This is a genomic window from Rhodobacter sp. NTK016B, assembly GCF_017303295.1.
Lineage (GTDB): Bacteria > Pseudomonadota > Alphaproteobacteria > Rhodobacterales > Rhodobacteraceae > Pararhodobacter.
Genome location: NZ_JAFKOK010000013.1, coordinates 1 through 14,577 on the forward strand (window position 1 = coordinate 1; position 14,577 = coordinate 14,577).

Below are 14,577 nucleotides of genomic sequence, written 5' to 3' on the forward strand. Positions count from 1 at the left end.
GCGTGCGTCCCCTCCGGGCGGGTGCGGGCGGCAGCCCGCCGGGCCGAGGGGGCTCGATGCCCCTGAGGCCCGGCCTATTCCGCGGCGAATTTGAAGACCGGCTCCATGTCATCAAGGATCGCCTGCGACAGGTGGCATTTCAGCTGATGCCCCCCGCCGACGTCTCGAAGCGGCGGCACCTCGGTATCGCACAGGTTGCCCGGCACCTGCGACTTCCAGCGGCAACGGGTCTGGAAGGGACAGCCCGGCGGCGGGTTCACCGCCGAGGGGATATCGCCTTCGAGCACGATACGTTTCTTCTCGATCTTCGTGTCGGCGATCGGCACCGCCGAGAGGAGCGCCTCGGTATAGGGGTGGTAGGGCGGCGCGAAGACCTGATCGGTGCTGCCCAGTTCCACGACATGGCCCAGATACATGACCAGCACGCGGTCCGACAGGTAGCGCACGATGCTCAGATCGTGCGAGATGAACAGCAGCGTGGTCTTGTTCTTGCGCTGGATATCCATCAGCAGCTCCGTCACCGCCGCCTGCACCGACACGTCGAGGGCCGAGACCGGCTCGTCGGCGATCACCACCTTGGCGTTACCCGCGAAGGCACGTGCAATGCCCACGCGCTGCTTCTGCCCGCCCGAAAGCTGGCGCGGCATCCGGGTGGCGAATTCGCGCGGTAGCTTGACGAGGTCGAGCAGTTCCAGCATCCGCTGCTGGCGTTCCGCGTCGTTGGTCCCCACCCCGAAAATTTCGAGCGCGCGAACGATCTGGCGACCGACGCTCATCGACGGATTGAGCGTGTCGAACGGGTTCTGGAACACCATCTGCAGCGACGACACCGTATCGGTGTTGCGGTGCTGGATCGGGGTCGACTCGACCGTCTGGTCGAACAGCATGATCTGCCCCGAGGTCGCGGTTTCCAGCCCCATCAGCACCTTGGCGAAGGTCGATTTCCCGCACCCCGATTCACCGACGATGGCCAGCGTCTCGCCTTCACGCGCGTCGAAGCTGAGCGTTTCGTTGGCCTTCACCACTTTGGGGTCCCCACCCGAGAACAGGGTCGAGGCAGAGACTTCGTAATACTTGCGCACCTCCTGCATTTCGAGCACCACGTCGCCAATGGGCGCGCGCGCTTCGCCTGTCTGCACAGCAAAAGCCGCGTCCCAGTCGATTTCGTCGAATTTCAGGCAGCGGCTGGTATGGCGGGCATCGCCCGAAACCGGCGCCATCGGAATGTCGCGCGCATCGCAGCGCCCGGCTTCGAAATAGTCGCAGCGCGGTCCGAAATTGCAGCCATCCGGGCGCTCATGCGGCAGCGGGAAATTCCCCGGAATCGCCTGCAAAGGGCGCGCGGTCTTCGAGGCTCCGGGCAGCGGGATCGAGCGGAACAGCGCCTGCGTATAGGGGTGACGCATCTTGTCGAACACGTCCTTGATGTCGCCCGTCTCGACCGCCTCGCCGGAATACATCACGGTAATGCGGTCGCAGACCTCCATCACCAGCCCGAGATTGTGCGAGATGAACAGCATCGAGGTGCCGTATTTCTCGGCCAGTTCGCCGACCAGATCGACGATCCCCGCCTCGACCGTGACGTCGAGCGCGGTGGTCGGCTCGTCGAGGATGAGCAGCGCGGGTTTCGACATCAGCGCCATGGCGATGACGATGCGCTGCTGCTGGCCGCCCGAAAGCTGGTGCGGATAGGCGTCGAGGATGCGGTCCGGATCGGGCAGACGCACATCGGCCACCACCTGCCGGGCGAGTTTCAGCGCCTCGGCGCGGGCCATCTTCTGATGGATCATCGGCACTTCAGCGAGCTGGGCGCCGATCTTCATGGCCGGGTTCAGCGACGCCATCGGTTCCTGATAGATCATGGCGATTTCCGAGCCACGGATCTTGCGCAACTCGTCCTGGCCCATACGGGTTAGGTCGCGCCCCTTGAACTTGATCGTCCCGCCAGTGATGCGGCCGTTGACGCCCAGATCGCGCATCACCGCCAGTGCCACTGTGGATTTGCCACAGCCGGATTCGCCCACGAGGCCCATCGCCTCGCCCGCCATGACGCGGCAGGAGAAATCCATCACCGCCGGGATCTCGCGCAGGCGGGTGAAGAAGCTGATCGACAGGTTCTCGATCTCGAGGATCGGTTGGTCGGGGGTCCAGTCGCTCATGCGGGCTCTCCTGTGGCGGGTTCGGGAACCGGGGGTTTCACACCCCCGGCCCCCCGTGGAGTATTTGGAACAAAGTGACAGGGGCGCGGCGGGCCCTCAATCCTTCAGGCTTTCTTCGCGCAGTCCGTCAGCGAGCAGGTTCAGCCCCAGAACGAGGCTCATCAGGGCGATGGCGGGGACCAGCGCGGGATGCGGGTAGACGGTGAGCAAACGGCGCCCGGCATTGATGGTCGACCCCCAGTCGGGGCTTTCGGGGCTGACGCCGAGGCCGAAGAAGCCAAGCGTACCGAGCAGGATCGTCGTGTAGCCGATGCGCAGGCAGAAATCGACGATCAGCGGTCCCCGCGCATTGGGCAGGATTTCCCAAAGCATGATGTACCACGGCCCCTCGCCCCGGGTCTGGGCGGCGGCGACGTAGTCGCGCGTCTTGATGTCCAGCGTGATGCCGCGCACGATGCGGAACACGGTAGGCGCGTTGACGAAGACCACGGCCACGAAGACGTTGAGCAGGTTGGGCGACATCGACCAGAAGCCGGCCGGGTCGGCATCGAAGACCAGACCGGTATAGGCCCAGACGCCCACAAGCAGCACGCCGCCCACATAGAGATTGCGCTTGGCGGGCTGGGTGAAGAAGCGCGCGTTGAGCAGAATGGTCACGAACACGATCGGTACGAGGAACAGCACGCCCGCCATCACCGAGGGGATGATCGTTTCCTGAATCTCGGGCGCGACCAGCAGGAAGAACAACAAGATCACCGGAAAGGCCAGCACCAGATTGGCGAGGAAGGTCAGCCCGGTATCGAGCTTGCCGCCGAAATAGCCCGCGGGCAGGCCCAGCGTGATGCCGATCATGAACGAGATCATCGCCGCGAAGGGCGCGATGCGCAGCACCTCGCGCGCGCCCATCACCATGCGCGAGAACACGTCCCGCGCGAGGCTGTCGCCGCCCAGCAGGTAATAGGGATAGAGATCGCCCGGATCTCGCAGGGCCGCGCCCGGTGGCTCATTGCGCATGCCGCTGACCTGCGAGAGCGCGTCATGGGTGATGACGATATCTGCGAAGAGCGCGGTAAAGAGCCAGAACATGACGATGCCGAAGCCGATCATGCCGACCGTGGAATCAAAAAGCTTGCCGTACAGCCCCAGTCGGCGCTTGAAACGGATGGAAAGCGCATAGGTCACCACCAGCGCCACCCAGACGGGCAGGAATTGCTGGGCCATGCGGGCGAGGATTTCGAACCAGTTGAGCGGGTCCATGGCGGGCTCTCCTTACGAAATCCGGATGCGCGGGTTGAGGTAGACATAACCGATATCCGAGATCAGCTGCGTCACCAGCACGACCACCACCGCCACGACAGACGAGGCGAGGAGCAGTTCGATATCGTTGTTCACGGCGGCCTCGTAGAGGGTCCAGCCGAAGCCCGGATAGGAGAACAGCACTTCCGAGATCACCACGCCGTTCAACAGCCACGGGATCTGCAGCATGATCACGGTGAAGGGCGCGATCAGCGCGTTCCTGAGCGCGTGCCGCAGGACGATCTTGGAAAAGCTCACGCCCTTGAGACGCGCGGTGCGGATATATTGCTGGGTCATCACCTCGGTCATCGAGGCACGGGTGATGCGCGCGACATAGCCCATGCCGTAAAGCGCGATGGTCAGCACCGGCAGGGTGAAGTTGGACAGGGTGATATTGTCCATGGCCGAGCGCGCATTGCCCTGAAACAGCACGCGCCCGTCGATCCAGCCCCACTCGGCGAGGATCGGCGAGATACCCACCGTGGACGACGCCAGAAGCGCGATGAACAGCACGCCCGAGACATATTCGGGCGTCGCGGTCGAGGCGATGGCAAAGGTCGACAGCGTCCGGTCGGTGCGCGAGCCTTCGCGCATCCCCGCCAGCACCCCCACGATCAGCGCCATCGGCACCATCACGATGAGCACCCACATCATCAAGAGCCCCGTCGCGCCAAGCCGCGCGGTGATGACATCGGCGACATCGGCGCGGAAGCGGGTCGAAAAGCCCCAGTCGCCCTGTAGCAGCCCGCAGCGTTCGCCCGCGGCCTCGGGCGTGTCGCGCAGGGTCACGCACCGGCCGGTGACGGTGCCGTCCTCATCCTCGCGCACCCAGCCCGGCCATACGCCCAGCCATTCGCCGTAGCGCATCACCAGCGGCTCGCCATAGCCGTTGCGATCGAGCCAGCTTGCAACCTCGGCATCCGACATTCGGCTGCCGGCCTGCGTCTTGGCCAGCGTTTCCAGCTTGGCGGGCATGTTGGTGAGCGCGAAGACCACGAAGGTGAGGCAAAGCGCGGTGACGAGCATCAGGCCGATGCGCCGCAAGAGAAAAAGCAGCATGGCGTCTCCGATGGCGGGCCACGGACGCACGGAAGGCCGGTAATCAGGCGGTATCCGGACGGCGCGGCGGCGAAGGAGGGATCCCTTGCGGGCAGGGAAGACGGGTCGGAAAAATCAGGGCGCGCCGGTCTGCGGCGCGCCCTGAGGGAAGATCAGCTCTTCCAGTACTTGACGTAATCGACGACGAAGGTCGGGTGCATCTCGGCCCCGTGCACGTTCTCGGCCGCGTTGCGGAAGATCGAGCGCCAATAGGGCTGAATGAGAACCCCCTCTTCCTGCATGATCGTTTCGATCCGCGCCATCACTTCGCTGCGGGCATCGGCATCAGCGATGCCGTTGGCCTCGTCGAGCAGGCTGTCGAACTCTTCATTGGAAAAGGCCGTCTCGTTCCAGGGGCCGCCCGTGCGATAGGCAAGGTTCAGGACCTGAACGCCGAGCGGGCGCATGTTCCATTCAGTCGCCGAGAACGGATACTTCGTCCAGTCGTTCCAGAAGGTCGCGCCGGGCAGGATGGTGCGCGAGATATTGATGCCCGCATCCCGCATCTGCGCCGCCACCGCGTCGCAGGTTTCGGCCTGCCACGGCTCGTCGATCGAGATCAGCTCGAATTCGGTCTCGGCGTGGCCCGCTTCCTCGAGCCGGGCCATCGCGGCTGAGGCGTCGGATTCGATCGGCGGCAACTCGGCGTATTCGGGATGGATCGGGCAGACATGGTGGTTTTCCGCCACGGTCCCCAGATCGTTGTAGCCCAGTTCCAGAACGATGGCGTTGTTGACCGCTTTCTGCAGCGCCAGACGCACGTCCTTGTTGTCGTAGGGCTCGTTATCCTGATTGAAGCGCACGGCGATGGTGGCGGCGGTGACGGCTTCCGAGCGCGGATAGCCGATGGCGTCGAAGATATCGATGATATCGCCCTGCGCCTGATAGTTGAGGTCGATCTCACCGGCTTCGGCGGCGGCGATCCACGATGCCGGGTCGGTGCCGAGATCGATGAATTCGATTCGATCAAGATAGGCGCCGTTGCCTTCATTCCACCACGTATGATCGGTGTTGCGCTCGACCACCGCGCCGATGCCGGGATCGTAGCTGACCGGCAGGTAGGGGCCGGTGCCGATCGGGTTGGCGACCGGGTCGTCGCCGGTAAAGGACGGGTGCACGATCGCCGCCGGGTAATCGGCCATCGACACGATCAGCGCGATATCCGGGCTCGACAGGTTCAGCCGAACGGTCAGGTCATCGACCACCTCAACCGCGCCGTCGCGCAGCGCATCGTCCTCCATCAGCGAGCCCATGCGGCTGGCCATCGAGTTGCCTTCGACCGAGGCGTCGCACCAGCGCTCGATATTGTGGGCCACGTCCGAGGCGGTGAAGGCGTCGCCGTTGTTCCACGTCACGCCCGGACGGACATGCAGGGTGTAGGTCGTCGCGTCGTCCGAGGCTTCCCAGCTTTCCAGAAGCACCGGCTGCAGAGAGCCGTCACGTTGGTAATCCACCAGATATTCCAGCCAGCCGCGGCAGGCATTGGCCAGTTCGGACCAGTCCCAGGTGCGCGGGTCGCGTTGCGCCTTGATCGCCATCTGCATGCGCAGCGTGCCACCCATTTGCGGCTCTTGCGCCGAAGCTTCGGGCGCCGCGAGGCCCAGAAGGCCGTAGGCCGCGGGCACGGCAAGGCCCAGCGCCGTCGCGCGGGTCAGAAATTCCCGGCGATCCAGTTTACGCGCAGCGTGTTCACGGGCGTACATCTCTGCCACGGGATGCCGAACAGCCTCCCGCTTCGCGTGAAGATCTTTCATGGTTCAACTCCCTGTTGGCTCGGATTCTTTGTGCGGTTAGGCCGCTGATCCGAATTAGCTCATGCGGCCCAAAGGTCACGCCCGGCACCGCGTTAAAAACGACATCAATCCATCCAAACGCGACACGCCCGGATTTTCAACCGAATTTTCCATAAGCCCCGTCCGCGCCACGGCACCTTGCAGGCCCCTGAGGCGCGCCAAATCGCACCCATGGGATCTGCCTGCGACCAACGATCAATCGCGCGGCGCGCCGCCCTGAAACGCATTCGCCGCCGAGTAATCGCACGGCGCCTCCTGCATCTGCAGATGCAGCGCGTCGCCGTCATAGGCTTGTTCGCGCGCCAGCGCCTCGTCGAATTCGATCCCCAGCCCCGGCGCCGTGGGAACGGTGATGTAGCCGTCCTCGACCGTCAGCGTGTCGCGGGTCAGCGCACGGTGGAACGCGCCCCCGGTCTGAATGCTCTCGACCAGCAGCAGATTGGGCAGCGTCGCGCCCAGCTGCACATTCGCAGCCCATTCCACCGGCCCGGCATAAAGATGCGGAGCAACCTGCGCACCGAAAGCCTCGGCCATGGCGGCGATCTTCTTCGTCTCAAGGATCCCGCCCGAACGGCCCAGCGCCGGCTGCAGGATCGAGGCCCCGCCCGAGCGCAAGAGCGTTCCGAACTCGGCCTTGGTGGTCATCCGCTCCCCCGTGGCCAAAGGAATGCGCACCGCCTGCGCCACCTGCGCGAAATCGAGAAGATTGTCGGGCGGGATCGGTTCTTCGAACCACAGCGGGCTGTAGGGCTCCAGCGCTTGCCCCAGCCGGATCGCGCCCGAGGGCGTGAACTGCCCATGCGTCCCGAACAAAAGGTCCGCATTATTGCCCACCGCCTTGCGGATCGCCGCACACATCCGCACGCTCAGATCGATATCCCACATCGCCGGCTGATGCCCGCCATGGATCGTATAGGGCCCGGCCGGATCGAACTTGATCGCGGTGAACCCCTGCGCAACCGCCGCACGCGCGGATTCGGCCTGCATATCCGGCGAGCTCCAGAATTCACGCGGATCCATCCCGTCGAGCGGGTAGAGATAGGTATAGGCCCTGAGCCGTTCGTTCAGCCGCCCCCCCAGCAGCGCATGGACCGGCTGGCCCAGCGCCTTGCCCCACAGATCCCAGCAGGCGATCTCAAGCCCCGAGAAAGCCCCCATCACCGTCAGATCCGGGCGCTGGGTGAAGCCCGCCGAATAGGCGCGGCGGAACATCGTCTCGACATTCGCGGGCGCCTCGCCCTGCATATGGCGCGCGAAGACATCCTCGATCACCGCCACCATCGCCTTGGGACCGACCGAGGCTGCATAGACCTCGCCATAACCGCTGATGCCGTTATCGGCGGTCAGCTTGACGATCAGCCAATATCGCCCGCCCCAACCCGGCGGCGGCGTGCCGACGACAAAGATATCGAGATCCTGCAGCTTCATCGCATCCTCTCTGGCGGAACGGCCCGCCGTTACAACGCCCGAAGGCCCCGCGCCTATCGCTCACGCGCGGACCCCGGCCCTGCGGTCGGTCACCGCTCCATGATGATGACGTTGCGCCGGACATGGCCCTGCCGGGCATCGGCGATGGCCTGATTGATATCCTCGAACGCGTAGCGCGCGGTGATCAGCTCTTCCAGCTTCAGCCGCCCCTGACGCCACATCTCGACCAGATAGGGGATGTCGCGCTGCACCACGGTCGCGCCCATGAAACTGCCGCGATAGCTTTGGGCGGTGACGGCGGCGATAACCGGCTCGACCTCCATCTTCGCGCCCGAGGGTGGCATACCCACCATCACCACCTGCCCGCCCTTGCACGCCAGCGAGGCGGCCTGATTATAGGCGGCAACCGCCCCGACGGCGACCATCACATGCTCGGCCCCCTGCCCCTCGGTCAGCGCCATGACGGCCTTGCGCAGCCCCTTCATGTCGGCGCGCAACACATCCGTCGCTCCGAATTCCTTGGCGGCTTCCAGCTTTTCCTCGGCGAGATCCACGGCGATGATCTTTCCCGCCCCGGCCAACCGCGCGCCCTGAATGGCATTCAGCCCGACGCCCCCGGCGCCGATCACCACCACGTTCTCGCCCGCTTTGACACCGGCCGTGTTGATCACTGCACCGGTGCCCGTAATCACCCCGCAGGCCAGAAGCGCGCCCAGCTCCATCGGCAGATCGTCGGGCACTTTCGCCACCTGACTGGCATGAACCACACAGGCCTCGGCAAAGGCGGCGGTATCGAGCCCGTGCTCGACCACGCTGCCATCGGGCAGGCTGAGCACACCGTTGCCGCGGTTGTAGCGCGTGGCACAGAGATACGGCCTGCCCAGACGGCAGGCACGGCATTGCCCGCACGCGCGGATCATTGTCACCACGACCGCGTCGCCGACTGACAGCCCCTGCACCCCCTCGCCCAAGGCCGTGATCCGCCCGGCAGCCTCGTGCCCGTAGACGGCGGGAAGCTGGCTGTGCCAGATCCCGTCGAGATAACCGATATCGGAATGGCAGATCGCCACGGCGTCGATCCCGACCTGCACCTCGCCCGGCCCCGGCGCCCTGAGCACGACCTCCTCGATCGATAGCGGCTGACCAAAGTCCCGACAGATTGCAGCTTTCATGACTCGTTCTCCCCCTCGGTTCCGCCTCAGAGAACACACCCGGCGCGTCCGGAGCAAGCCCGCCCTCGCGTCGCCCTGCGCCCGCACGGATCCCCGCACGGAACAGGGGGGCTTTCTGCCCCTCTCTTGGGCGAAGGCCAATTCACCTCCGAGGGTACGTACGGAATAAAGATGCCACCACGAGGCCCTCTTCATCTTTGATCCATAAATATCCTCGGGAGGGCGCGGGAGGGCGAAGCGCCTCCCGCCGGGGCGGCGAGCGGCCCCCTTGCGGGGCCCGAGACGCCCCGCCCCCCCGCTACATCCGCATTCTTGCGCCCGTCGGATCGAAAGGTGGCTCCAGCGCGATGGTGGCCGCGCGGCGTTCGCCCATGATCTCGACCTCGAACAGCCCCGCTTCGCCGCGATCGGACAAAGCCGCCGGCAGATAGCCCTGCGCCATGGATCTCTCGACCCAATGCGCGTAGCCGCCCGACGTGACCCAGCCGACGACCCGCCAGTCACCATCGCGTGCGGGATCGGGCTTGGCAACCTCGCGCCCCTTGGCGTCGAAACGGGGGGCACCATAACCATGTGGTGTCCCGATCGTTTCGTAATCCGTGTCGCCCACCTTGGCCCAGATCGGCTCGTCCCCCATCACATCGGCCGTATCGGCCCCGATCATAAGCGAGACGCGGCGCAGTTTCGGGCCTTCGTCACGCTCGCGCACCGCTGCCTCGCGGCCGATGAAATCGGGTTTCTGCAGTTTGACGAAGCGGTCCATGGCGCCCTCATAGGGGCCATAGATCGGGCGCAGTTCCGCGAACCAGGTGGGGAAGTTCTTTTCCAGCCGCATCGACAGCAGCGCCCGCATGCCGAAATCGGTGATGCCGTGTTCCGCCCCTGCCTCCTTGATCGCCGCATAGACCCGCCGCTGGGCTGCCGGTTTCATCCAGATCTCGTAGCCCAGATCGCCGGTATAGGAGATCCGGTTGACCGCGCAGGGCGCCCCCGCCACGTCCATTTCGCGGAAATCCATGAAGCGGAAGGCGGCGTTCGTAACATCCTCATCGACCAGTTTCGCCAAAACGTCGCGCGCCTTCGGGCCGCAGATCGACAGACCCACGAGGTCCATGTGGAAGCGGTGCACCCTGACCGAGCCGTCCTTGGGCAGATGGCTCTCGAACCAGCGCATGTGGTAACGCGAGGCACCGAGCGAGCCCCAGACCATGAAGCGCCCCTCGCCAGCCTTCGCGATGGTGAAATCGCCGATCAGCTTGCCGCGCGCGTTCAGCATCGGCGTCAGCACCAGCCGCCCGGTGCGCGGCATCGTGTTGGTCATCAGCCGGTCGAGCCACGCCTCAGCCCCCGCGCCCGTCACCTCGTATTTGGCGAAATTGGCGATCTCGGTCACGCCGACGCTTTCGCGGGTTGTCTTCACCTCGCGGGCGACATGAGCGAAATCGTTCGAGCGGTGGAAAGAAGGGATATCCTGAGCCTCGGCTGCCGAGGGGGCGAACCACAGGGGCGCCTCCAGCCCCCAGCTATCGCCCATCACCGCGTTCTGGGACAGCATCAGGTCGTAAAGCGGCGTGGTCTCGGCCGGGCGCGCGGCGGGCAGTTCCTCATTCGGGAAGCGGATCGAGAAGCGGCGCGAGTAATTCTCGCGCACCTTGGCATTGGTGTATCTGAGCGTCGCCCATTCGCCGAAACGCGCGACATCCATGCCGAACACGTCGTGCCCGGGATCGCCGCCGGTCATCCAGTTGGCCAGCACGAGACCCACGCCGCCGCCCTGCGAAAAGCCCGCCATCACCGCGCAGGCGGACCAGAAATTCGTCAGTCCCGGCACCGGCCCGACCAGCGGGTTACCGTCGGGGGCAAAGGTGAAGGGGCCGTTTATCACCTGCTTGATGCCCGCGCGTTCGACCGCCGGGAAATGGCGGAACCCCACTTCCAGCGAGGGCGCGATGCGGTCGAGATCGGGGGCCAGCAATTCGTGCCCGAAATCCCACGGCGTCTTCACCGGCGACCACGGCTTGCAGGCTTTCTCATAGGTGCCCAGCAGGATGCCCTGGCGTTCCTGTCGCGTGTAGATTTCGCCCTTGAAATCGATGACCCCGACCAGTTCGCGGCCCGTCGACTGGTTGAATTCCACGACTTCGGGCATCGTGTCGGTGAGCAGGTACATATGCTCCATCGCCAGAACCGGCAGTTCCAGCCCGACCATCCGCCCGACCTCGCGCGCCCAGAGGCCACCCGCATTCACCACATGCTCGCAGGTGATCGGGCCGTTCTTCGTGTGCAGGGTCCAGGTGCCGTCCGGTGTCTGGGTGATATCCTCGACCGGGTTGCGCAGCTCGATCTCGGCGCCCAGCACGCGCGCCGCCTTTGCATAGGCATGGGTGGTGCCCGACGGATCGAGATGGCCTTCGACCGGGTCCCAAAGGGCGCCGACGAAATGGCTTTCATCCATCAGCGGGAACATCGCCTTGGCCTCGGACGGGGTGATGAGCTCGGTCTCCATACCCAGCGCGCGGCCCCGCGCATGGGTCATGCGCAGGAAGTTCATCCGCTCCGGGCTGTCGGCCATCATCACGCCGCCCGTCAGGTGCAGCCCGCAGCTCTGGCCGCTGATCTGTTCGAGCTCCTCGTAGAGCGACACGGTATAGGCCTGCAGCCGCGCCACATTCGGGTCGCCGTTGAGCGTGTGAAAGCCCCCCGCCGCGTGCCAGCTAGACCCCGAGGTCAGCTCGGAACGTTCGATCAGCAGGACATCCGTCCAGCCCGCCTTGGCCAGATGGTAAAGGACCGAGGCCCCCACCACACCGCCGCCGATTACCACGGCCCGATAGCTCCGCGTCATCCCGTTTCCCCCTTGTTCAGCGTGGTGGCACCGGGTGACACCCGGCGGCCAGCAAGGCCTCGCGCATCGCCGCCACCATGGCGGGATCGGTGGCGCGGCTGGTGACATAGGCGATGCCCAATTGCTCGCCGGTCCAGCCGATCACGTCGAGCTGCGACGCCGCCTCGGGCTCGAAACGCTGCGCGAGCGCCCAGGATCGGCAATCGATCACCGCGGTATCGGCCTCGCCCTGTGCGACCATGCGTACCGAATTGCGGTGCCCGCCCGACAGGTTCGTCTGCGCGGCCAGCGTGGCGGGATCAGCCGCCAGATCGGCGGCAAGGCCGCGGTAGCCCGACAGCGACTCGGTATCGTTGTAGGCAAAGCGGCGGCCCTTCAGCGGCGCGGCGGGCAATTCGGCAATAGGACCCGAGGGCAGCGGCGCAGGAATCCCCTCGCCTTTGCGCACCACCATCGCCGAGCGATAGAACGGTCCGCGCCCGCCAGGCCACGCACCGTAATCGGGCTGTGCGAGCGGGATCAGGTAATCGATCATGCCGACATCCAGCGGCCCCCAGCAGCATTGGCTGAAGACCAGCGCCGGATCGCGCCAGTGATCGTTGAGCTTATAGGGCCCGCTATCGGGGCGCGTCAGCGTTTCGGGCAGATCAACGGCGTTCATCACGGCGCGCAGGGTCTGCCATTGGGCATCGGTTTCGGCGTGAACCTCGGGCCAGTCATACATCGGCAGGCTGGCGAGGGGATTGGTCTGGGTCATGGTCTCTCGGGCTCGTGTCTCAGGACGGGATGGGCGACGGGCTCTTTCGCCCGGAACCCCCATTGCCGCCACAATGCCCAGTAGTTGGGAAAGACGTAACCTCTGTTCAGCGCGCGCCAGTCGTCGCGCCGGGCCCGGTAGAGCGCGGGCAGCGCGTACCATGGCGTCGACGGATGGCGGTGATGGACGATATGCAGGTTGTTGTTGAGATACAGCCACGCCAGCGGCGAGCGCTCGACTATGATCGTGCGGCCCTCGGGGGCTTCGTGCCATTGATGCTCGGCAAAGGTCCGCAGCGCGATCAGCGACAGGCCCGGCCAGCAGACGGCCAGCGCGTACAGCCACAGAGGAATGCCCATCGCGTAGACCAGAACCAGCACCGCCAGCATCGCGGGCAGATGCAGCGCCCAGGCCCGCCGAACGCCCCAGGCATCGTCGCGCAAATGCCGCATCTCAGCCCCCAGAAACCCCGCCACCGACAACCACGGACCGATAACCATCCGCCCCGCCAGCGTATTGTTGAGCCGCAACAGGCCGCGCAACGGCAGGGGCAGCGCCCGGTAGCGCCAGCGCTCGCGGTAATAGCTTTCGGGATCGTCCAGCGGATCGGTCAGCTTGGTGTCGTGGTGATGCGCCAGATGCAGCGACCGGTAGCGGCGGAACGGATAGACCAGCGACAAGGGCAGCGTGACCAGCGCCTCGTTGATCAGCCGGTGGCGGGTGGGGTGCCCATGCAGACATTCATGCACCAGCGAGGAATGCAGCGCCGTCATCACCGCCATCAGGGCCAGCGCGGCGACGGGCGCGCGCGGGTAAAGCCAGAACCCGGCCACGAGCCATACGCCGTAACAACCCGCGATCAGGCCCAATGTCGGCCATTCGAGGCGCAGATCCCGGCGCATCGCTTCTCCTGTGATGATCGAATGCCGCCAGTCTCCCGCTTTTGACGCGCACGGCAACGCGCGTTTGCACGTCAGTATCCGCCGCGATTGACGCGCGAAGTCACATCTGTTTACTAAAAGCCACAGATCTGACGGGGATGTCATGGACAAGCGCGAGACCGCCGCCGCCTTTCGCAAGCGACTGGCCGATGTCCAGAGCCGCTCGGGCCTGTCGCAAACCGCCTTCGCCGCCGAGATCGGCATCGATCGCTCGGCGCTCTCGCAGCTGATTTCCGGCCAGAACCCCCGCCTACCCCGCGCCGAGACGCTGCTGGCCCTGGCCGCGCGGTTCAGGGTCTCGGCCGACTGGCTGCTGGGGCTCAGCGACGAGCCGGGACGCTCGATGAAGGTGCTCGACGCGGTCGAGACAGAACAGGCACTCGACGAAGAAAACCGCACGGCGATGGAACGCTGGCACCACGAAGCCAGCGGGCAGAAGGTGCGCTATGTTCCGGCATGGCTGCCCGACCTGATGCGCACTCAGGCGGTGATCGCCTATCAGGCCGCGTCGAACGAGCAGGAACGCAGACGCCTGCAGCGCCAGACCGACCGAAGGCTGCATTTCTCGCGCATGCCCGAAAGCGATATCGAGCTTTGTATGCCGCTGCAATCCTTGGAAATCTTTGCCCAAGGCGGCGGGATTTGGACCGGGCTGGACGCCGACGCCCGCCGCGACCAGCTTTCCCATATCGCCGCCACGCTTGACGAGCTGTACCCGGCTTTCCGGATGTACCTGTTCGACGGCCGCAAACGCTTCGCCGCGCCGATGACGGTGTTCGGCTATACAAGGGCTGCGGTCTATACGGGCGATACCTACATGCTGGTGCGCTCGAAACCGCTGATCCGCGATCTGGCGCAGGGCTTTGACCGCCATATCCGCCATGCCGAGGTACATGCCCACGACACTGCGCGCTGGGTCCGGACCCTGACGCTGCGGTAAGCGGGCTTAGGGGGCTGTCTGCCCCCTCTTGGCCTGCGGCCAATTCACCCCCGAGGATATTTCAGGAACAAAGATGCGCAGGGTTAACAAGCTCTGAAGGCCCCATCTTTGTTCCACAAATATCCTGCAGGAGGGTTCGGGAGGGTGC

The 14,577-nt window shown here is 65.3% G+C and carries 10 protein-coding genes; 1 reads left to right on the forward strand and 9 read right to left on the reverse strand.

Annotated elements, in window-relative coordinates; genetic code table 11:
- Nucleotides 1–74: 74 nt before the first annotated feature.
- The 9 genes from JI664_RS16840 to JI664_RS16880 form a co-directional block, all read right to left on the reverse strand.
- Nucleotides 75–2,159: an ABC transporter ATP-binding protein gene (locus JI664_RS16840; protein WP_207014935.1), complete on the reverse strand. Its 2,085-nt coding sequence runs from the start codon at nt 2,157–2,159 to the stop codon at nt 75–77.
- Between the two features lie 96 nt (nt 2,160–2,255).
- Nucleotides 2,256–3,416: an ABC transporter permease gene (locus JI664_RS16845; RefSeq protein WP_207014936.1), complete on the reverse strand. Its 1,161-nt coding sequence runs from the start codon at nt 3,414–3,416 to the stop codon at nt 2,256–2,258.
- Between the two features lie 12 nt (nt 3,417–3,428).
- Nucleotides 3,429–4,514, reverse strand: coding sequence for an ABC transporter permease (locus JI664_RS16850; protein ID WP_207014937.1), 1,086 nt, complete (start codon nt 4,512–4,514; stop codon nt 3,429–3,431).
- 152 nt (nt 4,515–4,666) lie between these two features.
- Nucleotides 4,667–6,307: an ABC transporter substrate-binding protein gene (locus tag JI664_RS16855; RefSeq protein WP_286174148.1), complete on the reverse strand. Its 1,641-nt coding sequence runs from the start codon at nt 6,305–6,307 to the stop codon at nt 4,667–4,669.
- Between the two features lie 234 nt (nt 6,308–6,541).
- Nucleotides 6,542–7,774 carry a mandelate racemase/muconate lactonizing enzyme family protein gene (locus JI664_RS16860; protein WP_207014938.1) on the reverse strand — a complete coding sequence of 411 codons (1,233 nt, stop codon included), beginning with the start codon at nt 7,772–7,774 and terminating at the stop codon, nt 6,542–6,544.
- 89 nt (nt 7,775–7,863) lie between these two features.
- On the reverse strand, nt 7,864–8,946 hold the full coding sequence (locus tag JI664_RS16865) for a zinc-binding dehydrogenase (protein ID WP_207014939.1): 1,083 nt from the start codon (nt 8,944–8,946) through the stop codon (nt 7,864–7,866).
- A 298-nt stretch (nt 8,947–9,244) separates the two neighbouring features.
- Nucleotides 9,245–11,791 carry a GcvT family protein gene (locus tag JI664_RS16870; RefSeq protein ID WP_207014940.1) on the reverse strand — a complete coding sequence of 849 codons (2,547 nt, stop codon included), beginning with the start codon at nt 11,789–11,791 and terminating at the stop codon, nt 9,245–9,247.
- Between the two features lie 16 nt (nt 11,792–11,807).
- Nucleotides 11,808–12,548 (reverse strand): phosphate/phosphite/phosphonate ABC transporter substrate-binding protein, encoded by a 741-nt coding sequence (locus JI664_RS16875; RefSeq protein WP_207014941.1) that lies wholly within the window; start codon nt 12,546–12,548, stop codon nt 11,808–11,810.
- The gene (locus JI664_RS16880) at nt 12,545–13,450 is read right to left on the reverse strand and encodes a fatty acid desaturase (RefSeq protein WP_207014942.1); all 906 of its coding nucleotides are present in this window, start codon (nt 13,448–13,450) and stop codon (nt 12,545–12,547) included. The genes JI664_RS16875 and JI664_RS16880 overlap by 4 nt, the downstream gene beginning before the upstream one ends.
- 142 nt (nt 13,451–13,592) lie before the next feature.
- Between JI664_RS16880 and JI664_RS16885 the strand changes: the two genes are divergently transcribed.
- Nucleotides 13,593–14,429 carry a helix-turn-helix domain-containing protein gene (locus JI664_RS16885; protein ID WP_207014943.1) on the forward strand — a complete coding sequence of 279 codons (837 nt, stop codon included), beginning with the start codon at nt 13,593–13,595 and terminating at the stop codon, nt 14,427–14,429.
- Nucleotides 14,430–14,577: the final 148 nt, after the last annotated feature.

Bases quoted from the DNA above. Each gene is read 5' to 3' on its own strand.
- JI664_RS16850 (WP_207014937.1), bottom strand. From the start codon at position 4,514: ATGCTGCTTTTTCTCTTGCGGCGCATCGGCCTGATGCTCGTCACCGCG.
- JI664_RS16840 (WP_207014935.1), bottom strand. From the start codon at position 2,159: ATGAGCGACTGGACCCCCGACCAACCGATCCTCGAGATCGAGAACCTG.
- JI664_RS16870 (WP_207014940.1), bottom strand. From the start codon at position 11,791: ATGACGCGGAGCTATCGGGCCGTGGTAATCGGCGGCGGTGTGGTGGGG.
- JI664_RS16885 (WP_207014943.1), top strand. From the start codon at position 13,593: ATGGACAAGCGCGAGACCGCCGCCGCCTTTCGCAAGCGACTGGCCGAT.
- JI664_RS16880 (WP_207014942.1), bottom strand. From the start codon at position 13,450: ATGCGCCGGGATCTGCGCCTCGAATGGCCGACATTGGGCCTGATCGCG.
- JI664_RS16865 (WP_207014939.1), bottom strand. From the start codon at position 8,946: ATGAAAGCTGCAATCTGTCGGGACTTTGGTCAGCCGCTATCGATCGAG.
- JI664_RS16845 (WP_207014936.1), bottom strand. From the start codon at position 3,416: ATGGACCCGCTCAACTGGTTCGAAATCCTCGCCCGCATGGCCCAGCAA.
- JI664_RS16860 (WP_207014938.1), bottom strand. From the start codon at position 7,774: ATGAAGCTGCAGGATCTCGATATCTTTGTCGTCGGCACGCCGCCGCCG.
- JI664_RS16855 (WP_286174148.1), bottom strand. From the start codon at position 6,307: ATGAAAGATCTTCACGCGAAGCGGGAGGCTGTTCGGCATCCCGTGGCA.
- JI664_RS16875 (WP_207014941.1), bottom strand. From the start codon at position 12,548: ATGACCCAGACCAATCCCCTCGCCAGCCTGCCGATGTATGACTGGCCC.